Genomic DNA, 15,116 nt, shown 5'->3' with positions numbered 1-15,116 from the left:
GGCCGGTGATGAGTGCATCTCCCCGCGTCGCCATGGTGGCGGGCGAAACATCGGGTGATCTGCTGGCAGGGCTGCTGCTCGATGGACTGCAGGCCCAGTGGCCCGGATTGCAGGCGCAGGGCATTGGCGGGCCGCAGATGCGGCGCCGGGGCTTCACGGCCTGGTGGCCCAGCGAGCGGCTGGCGGTGCATGGCTACAGCATGGAGGTGCTGCGCCGGTTGCGGGAAATCATGGGGATTCGCAAGCAGTTGCGCGAGCGCTTGCTGCAAAACCGACCCAATGTGTTCATCGGCGTCGATGCACCCGATTTCAATCTGGGCCTCGAAGCCGACCTGCGCGCTGCCGGCATCAAGACCGTGCATTTTGTCTGCCCTTCGATCTGGGCCTGGCGGGCTGATCGGGTCGAAAAAATCCGCCGCAGTGCAGACCATGTGCTGTGCATCTTTCCCTTCGAGCCGCAATTGCTGGCCCAGCATGGCATTGCCGCGACCTATGTGGGGCATCCGCTGGCAAGTGTGATCCCCATGGTGCCAGACCGCCATGCCGCCAGGGCGCAACTGGGGCTGCACGATGGCGATGAGGTGCTGGCCATTTTGCCGGGCAGCCGGTCGGCCGAGGTCGAATACATCGCCTTGCCCTTCTTTCGGGCTGCAGCGCTTATCCTTAAAGCGCGTCCAGCTATTAAATTAATAGTACCCGCCGTGCCCGCCCTGCGGGAGCGCATTGAGCAGCTGGCCCATGCCAGCGGACTGGGCGATGCCCTGCAAATCGTCACCGGCCAATCCCACACCGTGCTGGCTGCCTGCGATGTCACGCTGATCGCCAGCGGCACGGCCACCCTGGAGGCTGCGCTGTTCAAGCGCCCCATGGTGATTGGCTACCACATGCACCCCTTGAGCTGGTGGCTCATGCGGCGCAAGCAGCTGCAACCCTGGGTGGGGCTGCCCAATATTCTTTGCCGCGATTTTGTGGTGCCTGAGCTCATTCAGGATGCCGCAACGCCGCAGGCGCTCAGCGCGGCCACGCTGCAGTGGTTTGACGCCCGCGTGCACCAGCGTGAAAAAATCACCGCGCTTGAGCAACGTTTCACCGCCCTGCACGAAAGCCTGCAGCGCGACACGTCCCGACTGGCTGCCGATGCGATCCGCAAAATCCTCGCCGCCTGAGCAGGCCCGCCTGCCCTGGCACGCCCCCGGCCTGGTCGCCGGGGTGGACGAGGCTGGCCGTGGCCCGCTGGCCGGGCCCGTGGTGGCTGCTGCGGTCATCCTGGATGACCTCCATCCCATTGCTGGCCTGGCCGACTCCAAAAAGCTCACTGCCGCGCGGCGCGAGGCCCTGTTTGACGAGATCCGCGCCCGGGCGCTGTGTTTCAGCATTGCCGAAGCCAGCGTCGAGGAGATCGACCGCCTGAATATCCTGCAGGCCACGCTGCTGGCCATGCGCCGCGCCGTGCTGGGCCTGCGGCTCAAGCCGAAGATGGTTCTGGTCGATGGCAACCGGCTGCCCACGCTGGACATCCCCGCCGAGGCCATTGTCAAGGGTGATGCGCTGGTGCCCGCCATCTCGGCCGCCTCCATCCTGGCCAAAGTGCATCGCGACCGTTGGTGTGTGCAGGTCGATGAGCAGTACCCTCAATACGGCTTTTCAGGGCACAAGGGCTACGGCACGGCCGTGCACATGGCTGCGCTGCGCGAGCACGGCGCTTGCATTCACCATCGGCGCAGCTTTGCACCCGTGGCCAAGGTGCTGGTCTGAGTTCCTTGTTGCCGCTTGCCTTTTCATTGCCCGCCCCGGACACCGCATGACCTCCGCTCCCCTGACCGTCATTCACTCGCGTGACAACGCTTTTGTCAAAGACTTGCGTCGGCTGTCGCAGGACAGCACGGCCTACCGCAAGCAGGGCCGGGTCTGGCTGGAGGGCGACCACCTGTGCAGCGCCGCCCTGCAGCGCGGCGTGCAGCCCGCCATTGCAGTGTTTTCAGAGTCTTTTTGGCCTATAGCCCCCGCTGTATATGCGAAAGCAGCTATTAAAGTAATAGTAGTTGCCGATGCCTTGTTTGCCGACATCAGTGGTCTGGAGTCGCCGGCGGTCATGGGTTTTCTGGTGGACACCGCCGCGCCAAGGGCGCTGCAGTCGGGTGTGGCCACGGTGGTGCTGGACCGCGTGCAGGATGCGGGCAACGTGGGTTCCATCCTGCGCAGCGCATCGGCGTTTGGCTTTCGGCAGGTGGCGGCGCTCAAGGGCAGTGCGGCGCTGTGGGCCCCCAAGGTGCTGCGCGCGGGCATGGGCGCGCATTTTGCGCTGGATCTGGTGGAGGGGCTCGCGTTGGACGATTTGCACGCTCTGGATGTGCCGCTGCTGGTTACCAGCTCGCACGCAGGGGATTTTTTGCACCGCGCCGCATTGCCCTGGCCTTGCGCCTGGGTCTTGGGCCATGAAGGGCAGGGCGTTTCGCCCGCGCTGGAGGCGCAGGCCGCCCTGCGCATACGCATTGCGCAGCCGGGCGGCGAGGAGTCACTGAATGTGGCCGCCGCCGCAGCCATTTGCCTGCATGCCAGCGGCGCCGTGCGCTGAAATTTGAACTTTGCCGGCGGGTCAGACTGGAAAAGGAAGCACGTTGGGCGCAGTGCAGCAGCCCGCGCGCAGATGCTGCACAGCGGCATGAGGGCATTCGGAACGGAGTGTCGCCGGGTATAATCAGGGGCTTTTCTCGCAACAGCGTCGCCCGATCGCACCCAAAGCAACAACCCATCTGAGAGCAGCCGCCGGCATTCGTTGCGCGAGCGGCCTGCAGGCACCGGGCGACCGTAACCATCCGGAGAATCCAGTGCTTTTGTCTCTACAGGGAAAATTCCCCTCCGCCATCCTGGCGCTCGCAGACGGCACGGTCTTTATCGGCAATTCGATTGGTGCCACCGGCACCACCGTCGGCGAAGTGGTGTTCAACACCTCCATCACCGGCTACCAGGAAATCCTCACCGACCCCAGCTATTGCCAGCAGATCGTGACACTCACGTATCCGCACATCGGCAACTACGGCGTCAACACCGAGGATATCGAAGCTGACAAGGTCCATGCCGCAGGCCTGATCATCAAGGACCTGCCCCTGCTGGCCAGCAATTTCCGACAGACCGAAACCCTCTCGCAGTACCTGGTGCGCGAGCAGACAGTGGCGATTGCCAACATCGATACCCGCAAACTCACCCGCCTGCTGCGCAGCCAGGGCGCGCAAAACGGCGCCATCGTCGGCCTGGCGGCCGGTGAAACCGTGACGCAGGCGCACATCGACGCCGCGCTGGCCGCTGCCAAGGCGGCGCCCAGCATGAAGGGCCTGGATCTGGCCCAGGTGGTCACCACCGCCGCTGCATATCCCTGGGAACAGACCGAGTGGAAGCTGGGCACGGGCTACGGCAAGCAGGAGTCGCCCCGCTTTCATGTGGTGGCCTACGACTTTGGTGTGAAGCTGAACATCCTGCGCATGCTGGCAGAGCGCGGTTGCAAACTGACGGTGGTGCCTGCCCAAACGCCAGCCGCCGAAGTGCTGGCAATGAACCCCGACGGCGTGTTTCTGTCCAACGGCCCTGGCGACCCGGCGCCTTGCGACTACGCCATCACCGCGGTGCAACAGATCATCGAGAGTGGCGTTCCTACCTTTGGTATCTGCCTGGGTCACCAGATCATGGCCCTGGCCTCGGGCGCCCGGACGTTCAAGATGCAGCACAGCCACCACGGCGCCAACCACCCGGTGAAAGACCTGGACACGGGCCGCGTCAGCATCACCAGCCAGAACCACGGCTTTGCGGTGGAGATGGAGTCGCTGCCCGCCAACCTGCGTGCCACGCACATCAGCCTGTTCGACGGCACGCTGCAAGGCTTGGTGCGCACCGACAAGCCGGCGTTCTGCTTTCAGGGTCACCCCGAGGCTTCGCCCGGCCCGCATGATATTGCCTACCTGTTTGACCGCTTCACGGCATTGATGGCCACGGCCCAGGAGAAAAAATAATGCCAAAGCGCACCGACATCCAAAGCGTCCTCATCATCGGCGCCGGCCCCATCATCATCGGCCAGGCCTGCGAGTTCGACTACTCCGGCGTGCAGGCCTGCAAGGCGCTGCGCGAAGAGGGTTACAAGGTCATCCTGATCAACAGCAACCCCGCCACGATCATGACCGACCCGGCCACTGCCGACGTCACCTACATCGAGCCCATTACCTGGCAGACGGTCGAGAAGATCATCGCCAAGGAGCGCCCCGACGCGATTCTGCCCACCATGGGTGGCCAGACCGCGCTCAACTGCGCGCTCGACCTGTGGCACAACGGTGTGCTCGACAAATACAAGGTCGAGCTCATCGGTGCGACGCCTGAAGCCATCGACAAGGCCGAAGACCGCTTGAAGTTCAAGGACGCCATGACCAAGATCGGTCTGGGCTCCGCGCGCTCCGGCATCGCCCACAGCATGGACGAGGCCTGGGCCGTGCAAAAGAGCGTGGGCTTCCCCACCGTCATTCGCCCCAGCTTCACGCTGGGCGGCACGGGCGGCGGCATCGCCTACAACCCTGAAGAGTTCGAGACCATCTGCAAGCGCGGTCTGGAAGCCTCGCCCACCAACGAGCTGCTGATCGAAGAGTCGCTGCTCGGCTGGAAAGAGTATGAGATGGAAGTGGTCCGAGACAAGGCGGACAACTGCATCATCATCTGCTCCATCGAGAACCTGGACCCGATGGGTGTGCACACGGGCGACTCGATCACCGTGGCCCCTGCGCAGACGCTGACCGACAAGGAATACCAGATCATGCGCAACGCCTCTTTGGCGGTGCTGCGCGAGATCGGTGTGGACACGGGCGGCTCCAACGTGCAGTTCTCGATCAACCCCAAAGACGGCCGCATGGTCGTGATCGAGATGAACCCGCGCGTGTCGCGTTCGTCCGCGCTGGCCTCCAAGGCCACGGGTTTCCCGATTGCCAAGGTGGCGGCCAAGCTGGCCGTGGGCTACACGCTCGATGAGCTCAAGAACGAAATCACGGGTGGCGCCACGCCCGCGTCGTTCGAGCCTTCGATCGACTATGTGGTCACCAAGATCCCGCGTTTCGCGTTCGAAAAATTCCCCACGGCCGACAGCCGCCTGACCACGCAGATGAAATCGGTGGGCGAAGTCATGGCCATGGGCCGCACCTTCCAGGAATCGTTCCAGAAAGCCCTGCGCGGCCTGGAAGTGGGCGTGGACGGCATGAACGAAAAGACCCAGGACCGCGAAGTGCTCGAAAAGGAGCTGGGCGAGCCCGGCCCCGAGCGCATCTGGTATGTGGGCGATGCGTTTGCCATGGGTCTGTCGGTGGACGAGGTGTTCGACCTCACCAAGATCGACAAGTGGTTCCTCGTGCAAATCGAGCAGATCGTAAAGATCGAACTGGAGCTGGACCAGCTGGCAGTGGAAAAGGGCGATGCAGCCCTGGCTGCACTCGATGCCGCCACGCTGCATACGCTCAAGCAAAAGGGCTTTTCCGACCGCCGCCTGGCCAAGCTGCTCAAGACCACGGAAAAGGCCGTGCGCGAAGCGCGCCGCGCGCTCAAGGTGCGCCCTGTCTACAAGCGCGTGGACACCTGCGCCGCCGAGTTCGCCACCAACACGGCCTACCTGTATTCGACCTACGAGAACGCCGCTCACGGTGGCGTCGCAGAATGCGAAGCCGAGCCGACCAACGCCAAGAAGATCATGGTGCTGGGCGGTGGCCCCAACCGTATTGGCCAGGGCATCGAGTTCGACTATTGCTGCGTGCACGCGGCCCTTGCCATGCGCGAGGATGGTTATGAAACCATCATGGTCAACTGCAACCCTGAAACGGTTTCGACCGACTACGACACCTCGGACCGCCTGTATTTCGAGCCCGTCACACTGGAAGACGTGCTGGAAATCGTCGACAAGGAAAGGCCGGTGGGCGTGATCGTGCAGTACGGCGGTCAGACGCCGCTGAAGCTGGCACTCGATCTGGAAGCCGCAGGCGTGCCCATCATCGGCACCAGCCCCGACATGATCGATGCCGCCGAAGACCGCGAGCGCTTCCAGGCGCTGCTGCACAAGTTGCAGCTGCGCCAGCCGCCCAATGCCACGGCGCGTACCGAGCCCGAAGCCCTGGAAAAGGCCGCTGCACTGGGTTACCCGCTGGTGGTGCGCCCCAGTTACGTGCTGGGCGGCCGCGCGATGGAAATCGTGCACGAGCAACGCGACCTCGAGCGCTACATGCGCGAGGCCGTGAAGGTGAGCCATGACTCGCCCGTGTTGCTCGACCGCTTCCTCTCCAACGCCATCGAGTGCGACGTGGACTGCGTGCGTGACTCGACCGGCGTGACCTTCATTGGCGGCGTGATGGAGCACATCGAGCAGGCCGGCGTGCACAGCGGCGACTCGGCTTGCTCGCTGCCGCCGTATTACCTGTCCAAGGCCACGGTGGATGAAATCAAGCGCCAGACGGCCGCGATGGCCGAGGGCCTGAATGTGGTGGGACTGATGAATGTGCAGTTCGCCATTCAGGAAGCCGACGGCAAGGACATCATCTACGTGCTCGAAGTGAATCCGCGCGCCTCGCGCACGGTGCCCTTCGTGAGCAAGGCCACGGGCATCCAGCTGGCCAAGGTGGCGGCACGCTGCATGGCAGGCCAGACACTGGCCTCGCAAGGCATCACCAAGGAGGTGACGCCGCCATATTTCAGCGTGAAGGAAGCCGTGTTCCCGTTCGTCAAATTCCCCGGTGTGGACACCATCCTCGGCCCCGAGATGAAGTCCACCGGCGAAGTCATGGGCGTGGGCAAGACCTTTGGCGAAGCCTTCGTGAAGAGCCAGATGGGCGCGGGCACCAAGCTGCCCACCTCGGGCAAGGTTTTCCTCACCGTGAAGAACAGCGACAAAGCACGCGCCGTGGACATCGCACGCCAGCTCGTGGCCCTGGGCTTCGAGCTGGTGGCCACCAAGGGCACGGCGGCGGCCATTGAGGCGGCTGGTGTGCCGGTGCAGGTGGTCAACAAGGTGACCGAAGGTCGCCCGCACATCGTGGACATGATCAAGAACGACGAGATTGTCATGGTTATCAACACGGTGGAAGAGCGGCGCAACGCCATTGCCGATTCGCGTGCCATTCGCACGTCGTCGCTGCTGGCGCGCGTGACCACGTTCACGACCATCTTTGGTGCCGAAGCCGCCGTCGAGGGCATGAAGTTCCTCGACAAGCTCGATGTGTATTCGGTGCAGGAGCTGCACGCCCAGCTGGTGGCCTGAGCCCCGGCAAACGCGGCATAATCTGCCGCTGACCAGACACCGCCGCGCGGCAACGTGCGGCGGTTTCCTTTTGTAGGGTCGCCAGTGGCATTGGCACGGAAATTCCGTGGCCATGTCGGGTGACTGACCGGTGGGGCTGCTGTGCCGCTTCACCGTTTTGATTGATGGAGACTCAACAGAATGGCCACCATTCCCATTACCAAGCGCGGCGCTGAAAAGCTCAAGACAGAGCTGCATCGCCTCAAGACCGTGGAGCGGCCCGCCGTGATCACGGCCATTGCCGAAGCGCGCGCGCAGGGCGACCTCAGCGAAAACGCCGACTACGATGCCGCCAAGGACCGCCAGGGGTTCATCGAGGGGCGCATTCAGGAAATCGAGGGCAAGCTCTCGGTCGCGCAGGTCATCGATCCGAGCGGCGTGGACGGCGGTGGCAAGGTGGTCTTTGGCGCCACGGTCGAGCTGGAAGACGAAGAGTCTGGCGACACGGTGAAATACCAGATCGTGGGCGAGGACGAGGCCGACCTGAAGCAAGGCCTGATCAATATCTCCAGCCCGATTGCCCGGGCCTTGATTGGCAAGGAAGAGGGCGACACGGCGGAAGTGCTGGCGCCGGGCGGTGTGCGGCGCTACGAAGTGGTGGCTGTCAGCTACCTGTGACGCCAGGCGCCATGCTCAGCCGCCTTCCTGCACTTTTGGCCGCCCTGTGGTGGGGCAGCCTGACAACGATCGGGTTCTTGGTCGTGCCGCTGCTGTTTGCGCACTTGCCTTCTCCCGCAATGGCGGGCGGCATGGCGGCACGGCTGTTTGCCGCACAGACCTGGGTGACGGTGGTGTGTTGCGTGCTGTTGCTGCTGATGTCAAGGCCAAAAGGCGAGGTAACCCAATATCCATGGGCGCAAGCAGCTATGGTTTTTATAGTTGGCGGGTTGCTGCTGGCCTTGCTGGTCCAGTTTGGTGTGGCGCCTCGCATTGTCGCCCGGCAGGATCTGCGCCTGTGGCACTCGGTGGGTAGCGTGATGTATGCCCTGCAGTGGTGCTGTGCCCTGGTGGTGCTCTGGCGAACCTTGCGGGCCACGCCAGCACCCACCTGACAAGGCCCGGTTCAGGGCCTTTTCAGGCAGCAGCAGTCTCTGCCGCCGTGTTCCCCGGTCACTCGTGCCAGTGCTCGGCCACCCAAGTGGCGGGGCGGATGTAGCGAAAACGGCGATTGCGCCGCCCTGCCAGCGCATCCGGGGGGTTGCACTCCCCATGAAAGATCACGATGCGCGCGCCTGGTGGAACGAAGGGGGCCTTCCAGTAATTGGTGGGCCAGCGGGGAATGCCGTGGTATTTGAAGCTCGGACACCATGCGGCGGGCCAGTACTGCAGCTTGCCTTGTTTGTGCAGAAAATCTGACAAGTAAGCCTGTTCGTTGCGAAACTGCTGGCGAATGGTGTCGAAATGGCCCCGAAAATATTCCAGCACGTCCGGGTGGGCGCCCAGTTCGAACCGGTACACAGACGAGTTGCCGGTGATGCGCCAAGGCCGCTTGTAGTCGTGGATGATCAAAAACTCACCGGGCTGGGTGAAAAACTCATCCAGGCTACCGGTAATCACCACATCCACATCCAGGAACAGCGCAGTGCCCCGCAGTCCGTGCAGATCGGCGCTGAACGTGGCCAGCTTGGTCCAGCCCCGTTCCGGAATGCCGGCGGGCAAATCCAGGGGCGGGATGGGCAAACACTGCACTTCGCTGCGTATGCCTGTGCTGTCGTCCGTGAGGCAGACGAAACGGAAGTCCCCGCTCAGGTGGCGTCGCACCATCGCGTAAAGGCGATTGACATATTCGGGGCCGTATTTCGTGCCCCATTTCATGCAGATGACGTGGCGCTCATGCGCCGATACTGCGGCTGTCATGCGGCTCAGTCAGCCTGGCGTTTCTTGACCGATTTGAGTTTGGGCTTCTTGGCCCGCTTGATCTGCCCGCCGGGCGTGAGGCGCTGGTTGCCCAGCACGCGCAGTTGCTTGATTTCGGGCCGCTGGCCACCGCGCTTGCTGTATTTGAGCACCTTGACGTCGCGTGGGCCCGGCATGCGGTCTTCGTCGGGCGTGCGTTCCTTGGCGGGCTGCGGGCGCCAGAGCACAAGAAGCTTGCCGATGTGCTGGATGGGTGCGGCGTTCAGGTCTGCGGCGAGTTGTTGGTATATCAGCTCACGTGCGGCCCGGTCGTCGTTGAAGATGCGCACCTTGATCAGCCCATGGGCGTTCAGGGCGGCATCAATTTCTTTTTGCACTGCGGGGGTCAGGCCATCTCCTCCCACGAGGACCACGGGGTCGAGGTGGTGGGCATTGGCGCGATGTTGCCGGCGCTCTGCGGGAGTCAGTTGAATTTGGGACATGGCCGTATTATGTCTGCGGCTGGTTGCGGCGCATCTTCGTGTCGCTTCGCGAAATGAGCCCCGGACGCAATCGGCGGTACCGATTGTCGAGAGACAATGGAGCCGTATGAAAGTAAAAACCCAAAGCAAGAAGGTCAACAAGGCCTGGTTGAACGACCATGTCAATGACACCTACGTCAAGCTGGCCCACAAAGAGGGTTATCGGGCCCGCGCGGCCTACAAGCTCAAGGAGATCGACGAGCAGCTGGGGTTGATCAAGCCGGGCCATACGGTGGTGGATCTGGGCTCCACCCCAGGCGCCTGGAGCCAGTATGTACGCAGGCGCCTGTCTCCTACCGGTGCAGCGGCCGGGCAACTCAATGGCTGCATCATTGCGCTGGACGTCTTGCCGATGGAGCCGGTCGAGGGCGTGACCTTCCTGCAAGGAGACTTCCGGGAGTCCGAGGTATTGCAGCAGCTGGAAGGCGCTTTGCAGGGGCGGCCGGTGGATGTGGTGGTGTCCGACATGGCGCCCAACCTGTCCGGAATTGATTCGGCTGACACGGCGCGCATTGCGCATCTCGTGGAGCTTGCCGTGGACTTCGCCTGCCAGCACCTGAAGCCCGAGGGTGCGCTGGTGGTCAAGCTGTTCCACGGTAGCGGTTATGGCGAGTTGGTAGCGCTTTTCAAGAGCCGTTTCAAAACCGTCAAACCGCTCAAGCCCAAGGCATCGCGCGACAAATCCTCCGAAACTTTTCTGGTGGGCATGGGTCTCAAACCACTGGCTTGAGGTAAACCGCTCCATCATTTTTTGTGCCATGGGGCTTAAAGCCCGCGCTGAGTCCATGGCCGGGAGGGGGAATAAGCCTCCTCCCAAGGCTTGAAACACATAAAATGGTCCACACGTATGCCATGACGGCTTCGTGACCGTTTTTTCCGCGACTGGAGTCCTGCTTGAACAATCAGTGGTTTTCAAAAATTGCCGTGTGGCTGGTCATTGCCATGGTGCTGTTCACTGTATTCAAACAGTTTGATACCCGCACTGGCGCCAGTGCTGGCCATGTCGGCTATTCGGAGTTCCTGGAGGAAGTTCGAAACAGTCGCATCAAGAGTGCCACCATTCAGGAAGGCCAGGGCGGCACCGAGATCATTGCAGTCACCAACGATGACCGCAAAGTGCGCACGACTGCCACCTACCTCGACCGCGGCCTGGTCGGCGACCTGATTGCCAACAATGTCAAGTTCGACGTTAAGCCCCGCGAAGAAGGTTCCCTGCTCATGACTCTGCTGGTCAGTTGGGGTCCCATGCTGCTGTTGATCGGCGTGTGGGTGTACTTCATGCGCCAGATGCAGGGCGGCGGCAAGGGCGGCGCATTCAGTTTCGGCAAGAGCAAGGCGCGTTTGCTGGACGAGAACACCAATACCGTGACCTTTGCCGACGTGGCTGGTTGCGATGAAGCCAAGGAAGAAGTGAAGGAAGTCGTCGACTTCCTGAAAGATCCGCAGAAATTCCAGAAGCTCGGTGGTCGTATTCCCCGTGGCTTGCTGCTGGTAGGCCCGCCCGGAACCGGAAAGACCCTGTTGGCGAAGTCAATTGCTGGCGAAGCCAAGGTGCCGTTCTTCAGTATTTCGGGGTCCGATTTTGTGGAAATGTTCGTTGGCGTGGGCGCATCCCGTGTGCGCGACATGTTCGACAACGCCAAGAAGAACGCACCCTGCATCATCTTCATTGATGAGATTGATGCCGTGGGCCGCCAGCGTGGCGCTGGCCTTGGTGGTGGCAATGACGAGCGCGAGCAGACCCTGAACCAGATGCTGGTCGAGATGGATGGTTTTGAGACCAACCTGGGTGTGATTGTTGTGGCTGCCACCAACCGCCCCGACATCCTGGACGCCGCCTTGTTGCGCCCCGGCCGCTTTGACCGCCAGGTGTATGTGACGCTGCCCGACATTCGTGGCCGCGAGCAGATTCTGAACGTGCACATGCGCAAGATCCCGATCGGCCAGGACGTGGCCCCTGGGATCATTGCCCGCGGCACGCCCGGCATGAGCGGTGCCGATCTGGCCAACCTGTGCAACGAAGCTGCCCTGATGGCTGCGCGCCGCAACGCACGCACCGTGGAGATGCAAGACTTTGAAAAGGCCAAGGACAAGATCCTCATGGGTCCCGAGCGCAAGAGCATGGTCATGCCCGAGGAAGAGCGCCGCAACACGGCCTATCACGAGTCTGGACACGCCCTTATTGGCAAGCTGCTGCCCAAGTGCGACCCCGTGCACAAAGTCACCATCATTCCCCGTGGCCGTGCCCTGGGTGTGACGATGAGCCTGCCTGCGCAGGACCGCTACAGCTACGACCGCGAGTACATGCTCAACCAGATCAGCATGCTGTTTGGTGGCCGTATCGCCGAAGAAGTGTTCATGAACCAGATGACCACCGGCGCCAGCAATGACTTTGAGCGCGCCACGCACATTGCCCGTGACATGGTTACCCGCTATGGCATGACTGACGCCCTGGGCCCGATGGTGTACGCCGAGAACGAAGGCGAAGTGTTTCTGGGCCGTTCGGTGACCAAGACCACCACCATGAGCGAGCAGACCATGGAAAAGGTGGACATGGAAGTGCGCCGCATCATCGACGAGCAATACAACCTGGCCCGCCGTCTGATTGAAGAAAACAGCGACAAGATGCACGCTATGGCCAAGGCCTTGCTCGAATGGGAAACCATCGATACCGACCAGCTTGACGACATCATGGCCGGCAAGGCGCCTCGTCCGCCCAAAGACTGGACGCCGCGTACGCCTCCGTCCTCGGGTGACGGCCCCAGCGGCGGATCGCCTGCCGTTGCCACAGAGCCAGCCCCCACCGTCGCCTGACGCCGGGGAGCGTGTTCACTACAAAAACGGGGCTTGCGGCCCCGTTTTTGTTTGTTTTTATTGGAAGCCCATGCTCTGGCAAACCACCCGTTTCACCATAGACCTGACACGCCCGCAGACCATGGGCATTGTCAATGTGACGCCAGACTCCTTCTCCGACGGGGGACGCCATGGCTCGACGGCCTCTGCTTTGCGCCACTGTGAGCAGCTTTTGAAGGATGGTGCCGATATCCTGGATATCGGCGGCGAATCCACCCGCCCTGGCAGCCCGGCTGTGGAGCTGGAGGAGGAACTGGCGCGTGTGCTGCCCCTGGTGCGCGGTGCCGTTGGCTTTGGTGTGCCGATTTCAGTGGATACCTATAAACCCGAGGTCATGCAGGCTGTGCTCGACCTCGGTGCCGATATCGTCAATGACATTTGGGCTTTGCGCCAGCCAGGTTCCGCGCAGGTGGTGGCGCGGCACCCGCGGTGCGGTGTGTGCCTGATGCACATGCACGGCGATCCGCAGACCATGCAGGCAGCGCCCATGGCGGGTGATGTACTGCAACAAGTGCTATCATTTTTGGAGCTATCAGCGCAAGCCATGCAAGCGCTAGGGGTCGAAAAGACTCGAATTGTTGTGGACCCGGGCATTGGTTTTGGCAAAACCGTCGCGCAAAATTTCACGCTGCTGGCGCGCCAGCGCGAACTGCTGGCGCTGGGCTATCCCGTGCTGGCCGGCTGGTCGCGCAAGTCATCATTGGGTGCAGTCACAGGGCTGGATGTGGACCAGCGGCTGCAGCCCAGCGTGGCTGCGGCGCTGCTTGCAGTGGAGCGCGGTGCGCGCATTGTGCGCGTGCATGACGTGCGCGAAACAGTGCAGGCCCTCGCCGTATGGCGTGCCATGGAGTCGAGCGAGGCGGTAGGGGCGCCATAGTGTTTGCTCCCGTGGACGCTGAAAGGCCATTTTTCAAGGATTTTTTTGCCTTGTCTGTCATGGCCCTTTTGACCGGAGTAGTGCATTAGCTCATGCTGGCAGGGCAGCACGGCTTCGCTGATGTTGGGCGGGACAAAGGCGAGTCCAGCGGTGCTGTAATACTTCCTTGAAACGCCCAGTCCCGATTGGGGCCCTTGCTTTCCGGCCAGCCTTGGGCGTCAAGCCGGGATTGGACTGATGTGGGCTCGCAAGGCGGCGGCTGCGCCGTGCGCTAGACTCAAATGTGAAATAAAACAGCAGCGTAAAGTCGACTCCCATGACTCAAAAATATTTTGGTACCGACGGCATTCGCGGCACCGTTGGCCAGGCGCCCATCACCCCTGACTTTGTCTTGCGTCTGGCGCATGCTGTCGGGCGAGTGCTCAAACAGACTGAAGAGCGCCCCACGGTGCTGATCGGCAAGGACACTCGTATTTCAGGCTACATGCTCGAGAGCGCACTGGAGTCTGGTTTTAACTCGGCGGGGGTCGATGTGGTGCTGCTGGGGCCCCTGCCCACTCCGGGTGTGGCATATCTGACGCGGGCGCAGCGCGCCAGCCTGGGAGTGGTCATCAGTGCCAGTCACAACGCGTACCCGGACAACGGCATCAAATTTTTCAGTGCACAGGGGACCAAGCTGCCGGACGCGTGGGAGCTGGCGGTAGAAGCTGCGCTGGAGGAGCCGCCCAAGTGGGCTGACTCTGCCACGCTGGGCAAGGCCCGCCGACTCGACGATGCAGCAGGGCGGTACATTGAGTTTTGCAAGAGCACGTTTCCGTCGGATCTGACCCTCAAGGGCCTCAAAATTGTGGTGGATGCGGCCCATGGCGCTGCCTACCAGGTGGCCCCCAAGGTGTTTCATGAGCTGGGTGCTGAGGTGCTGGCGATTGGGTGTGCTCCTGACGGCGTCAATATCAACCACGAGGTCGGTGCCACCCATCCGGACGCGCTGGTGCGTGCTGTGCGCGCCAATCATGCTGACTATGGCATCGCACTGGACGGCGATGCCGACCGTCTGCAGATGGTGGACGCGACCGGGCGTCTCTACAACGGTGATGAGTTGCTTTACCTCATGGCGGCCGATCGCATGGGACGTGACGAGCATGTGCCCGGCGTGGTTGGTACCTTGATGACCAACATGGCCGTTGAAGTCGCGTTGCAGGCGCGCGGTGTGAAGCTTGTGCGGGCACGCGTGGGCGACCGCTACGTTTTGGAGGAACTGGCCCGCCACCACTGGGTGCTGGGTGGCGAGGGCTCGGGGCATCTGCTGGCGCTGGACCGCCACACCACGGGTGACGGCATCGTCAGCGCCTTGCAGGTGCTGCAGGCGTGCGTGCGCAGTGGACAAAACATGGGGCAACTGCTGGCCGATGTGGTGCTCTATCCGCAGGTGCTGCTGAATGTCCGCCTGGCGCCGGGGCAGGACTGGAAGGCCAACAAGTTGTTGGCACAAACGACCCATGCCGTTGAGCAGGAACTGGGTAGCACCGGGCGGCTCCTGATTCGTGCAAGTGGCACCGAGCCTTTGCTGCGTGTGATGGTGGAGGCGCGCGATGCGCAAATGGCCAGTGCCTGCGCCCAGCGGCTGGCCGATGCGGCGCGCGCGGGTTAAGTGGCTCGGGCCGACTCAGAATATCCGGACGGGCGGGGGGTGGATTTG

Annotated in this window: 13 protein-coding genes; 11 read left to right on the top strand and 2 right to left on the bottom strand. The window is 62.5% G+C overall.

Going from position 1 to position 15,116, the window contains the following annotated elements; genetic code table 11:
* Nucleotides 1-8 precede the first annotated feature (8 nt).
* The 7 genes from lpxB to B7Y64_RS04190 all read left to right on the top strand — a co-directional run bounded on the left by lpxB (nt 9) and on the right by B7Y64_RS04190 (nt 8,361).
* On the top strand, nt 9-1,166 hold the full coding sequence (gene lpxB / locus B7Y64_RS04220; protein ID WP_291324268.1) for a lipid-A-disaccharide synthase: 1,158 nt from the start codon (nt 9-11) through the stop codon (nt 1,164-1,166).
* A complete protein-coding gene (gene rnhB, locus B7Y64_RS04215) occupies nt 1,138-1,755 on the top strand; it encodes a ribonuclease HII (RefSeq protein ID WP_024814648.1) in 618 nt (205 codons plus the stop codon). The genes lpxB and rnhB overlap by 29 nt, the downstream gene beginning before the upstream one ends.
* 46 nt (nt 1,756-1,801) lie before the next feature.
* Nucleotides 1,802-2,575 (top strand): RNA methyltransferase, encoded by a 774-nt coding sequence (locus tag B7Y64_RS04210; RefSeq protein WP_291324269.1) that lies wholly within the window; start codon nt 1,802-1,804, stop codon nt 2,573-2,575.
* Nucleotides 2,576-2,828: 253 nt separating this feature from the next.
* Nucleotides 2,829-4,004 carry a glutamine-hydrolyzing carbamoyl-phosphate synthase small subunit gene (carA, locus tag B7Y64_RS04205; RefSeq protein WP_024814650.1) on the top strand — a complete coding sequence of 392 codons (1,176 nt, stop codon included), beginning with the start codon at nt 2,829-2,831 and terminating at the stop codon, nt 4,002-4,004.
* Nucleotides 4,004-7,270, top strand: coding sequence for a carbamoyl-phosphate synthase large subunit (gene carB, locus B7Y64_RS04200; protein ID WP_291328414.1), 3,267 nt, complete (start codon nt 4,004-4,006; stop codon nt 7,268-7,270). Before carA ends, carB begins: the two co-directional genes overlap by 1 nt.
* A gap of 180 nt (nt 7,271-7,450) precedes the next feature.
* Nucleotides 7,451-7,927: a transcription elongation factor GreA gene (gene greA, locus B7Y64_RS04195; RefSeq protein ID WP_024814652.1), complete on the top strand. Its 477-nt coding sequence runs from the start codon at nt 7,451-7,453 to the stop codon at nt 7,925-7,927.
* Nucleotides 7,928-7,938: 11 nt separating this feature from the next.
* On the top strand, nt 7,939-8,361 hold the full coding sequence (locus B7Y64_RS04190) for a DUF4149 domain-containing protein (RefSeq protein ID WP_024814653.1): 423 nt from the start codon (nt 7,939-7,941) through the stop codon (nt 8,359-8,361).
* 58 nt (nt 8,362-8,419) lie between these two features.
* Here the strand turns inward: B7Y64_RS04190 and B7Y64_RS04185 are convergent, their stop codons facing one another.
* Both B7Y64_RS04185 and B7Y64_RS04180 read right to left on the bottom strand, forming a co-directional pair.
* Nucleotides 8,420-9,166 carry a hypothetical protein gene (locus tag B7Y64_RS04185; RefSeq protein ID WP_024814654.1) on the bottom strand — a complete coding sequence of 249 codons (747 nt, stop codon included), beginning with the start codon at nt 9,164-9,166 and terminating at the stop codon, nt 8,420-8,422.
* 5 nt (nt 9,167-9,171) lie between these two features.
* Nucleotides 9,172-9,648: a YhbY family RNA-binding protein gene (locus B7Y64_RS04180; protein WP_291325239.1), complete on the bottom strand. Its 477-nt coding sequence runs from the start codon at nt 9,646-9,648 to the stop codon at nt 9,172-9,174.
* A gap of 106 nt (nt 9,649-9,754) precedes the next feature.
* On the opposite strand from B7Y64_RS04180, the gene B7Y64_RS04175 reads away from it, so the two are divergent.
* The 4 genes from B7Y64_RS04175 to glmM all read left to right on the top strand — a co-directional run bounded on the left by B7Y64_RS04175 (nt 9,755) and on the right by glmM (nt 15,068).
* Nucleotides 9,755-10,417 carry an RlmE family RNA methyltransferase gene (locus B7Y64_RS04175; RefSeq protein ID WP_114655650.1) on the top strand — a complete coding sequence of 221 codons (663 nt, stop codon included), beginning with the start codon at nt 9,755-9,757 and terminating at the stop codon, nt 10,415-10,417.
* 164 nt (nt 10,418-10,581) lie between these two features.
* Complete coding sequence (gene ftsH, locus B7Y64_RS04170) at nt 10,582-12,501, top strand: ATP-dependent zinc metalloprotease FtsH (RefSeq protein WP_024814657.1); 1,920 nt, start codon at nt 10,582-10,584, stop codon at nt 12,499-12,501.
* 70 nt (nt 12,502-12,571) lie between these two features.
* Nucleotides 12,572-13,417 carry a dihydropteroate synthase gene (gene folP / locus B7Y64_RS04165; RefSeq protein WP_291325241.1) on the top strand — a complete coding sequence of 282 codons (846 nt, stop codon included), beginning with the start codon at nt 12,572-12,574 and terminating at the stop codon, nt 13,415-13,417.
* Nucleotides 13,418-13,733: 316 nt separating this feature from the next.
* Complete coding sequence (gene glmM, locus B7Y64_RS04160) at nt 13,734-15,068, top strand: phosphoglucosamine mutase (protein ID WP_024814659.1); 1,335 nt, start codon at nt 13,734-13,736, stop codon at nt 15,066-15,068.
* Nucleotides 15,069-15,116: the final 48 nt, after the last annotated feature.

Source organism: Acidovorax sp. 35-64-16 (genome assembly GCF_002281195.1).
GTDB lineage: Bacteria > Pseudomonadota > Gammaproteobacteria > Burkholderiales > Burkholderiaceae_C > Acidovorax > Acidovorax defluvii.
The sequence above is the reverse complement of the archived record's forward strand: the minus strand, read 5'-3'. Positions and strand labels throughout refer to the sequence as shown.

Excerpts from the sequence above, each read along its gene's own strand:
- B7Y64_RS04185 (WP_024814654.1), bottom strand. The coding sequence starts at position 9,166 with ATGACAGCCGCAGTATCGGCGCATGAGCGCCACGTCATCTGCATGAAA.
- glmM (WP_024814659.1), top strand. The coding sequence starts at position 13,734 with ATGACTCAAAAATATTTTGGTACCGACGGCATTCGCGGCACCGTTGGC.
- B7Y64_RS04175 (WP_114655650.1), top strand. The coding sequence starts at position 9,755 with ATGAAAGTAAAAACCCAAAGCAAGAAGGTCAACAAGGCCTGGTTGAAC.
- carB (WP_291328414.1), top strand. The coding sequence starts at position 4,004 with ATGCCAAAGCGCACCGACATCCAAAGCGTCCTCATCATCGGCGCCGGC.
- B7Y64_RS04180 (WP_291325239.1), bottom strand. The coding sequence starts at position 9,648 with ATGTCCCAAATTCAACTGACTCCCGCAGAGCGCCGGCAACATCGCGCC.
- B7Y64_RS04210 (WP_291324269.1), top strand. The coding sequence starts at position 1,802 with ATGACCTCCGCTCCCCTGACCGTCATTCACTCGCGTGACAACGCTTTT.
- lpxB (WP_291324268.1), top strand. The coding sequence starts at position 9 with ATGAGTGCATCTCCCCGCGTCGCCATGGTGGCGGGCGAAACATCGGGT.
- rnhB (WP_024814648.1), top strand. The coding sequence starts at position 1,138 with ATGCGATCCGCAAAATCCTCGCCGCCTGAGCAGGCCCGCCTGCCCTGG.
- greA (WP_024814652.1), top strand. The coding sequence starts at position 7,451 with ATGGCCACCATTCCCATTACCAAGCGCGGCGCTGAAAAGCTCAAGACA.
- folP (WP_291325241.1), top strand. The coding sequence starts at position 12,572 with ATGCTCTGGCAAACCACCCGTTTCACCATAGACCTGACACGCCCGCAG.
- B7Y64_RS04190 (WP_024814653.1), top strand. The coding sequence starts at position 7,939 with ATGCTCAGCCGCCTTCCTGCACTTTTGGCCGCCCTGTGGTGGGGCAGC.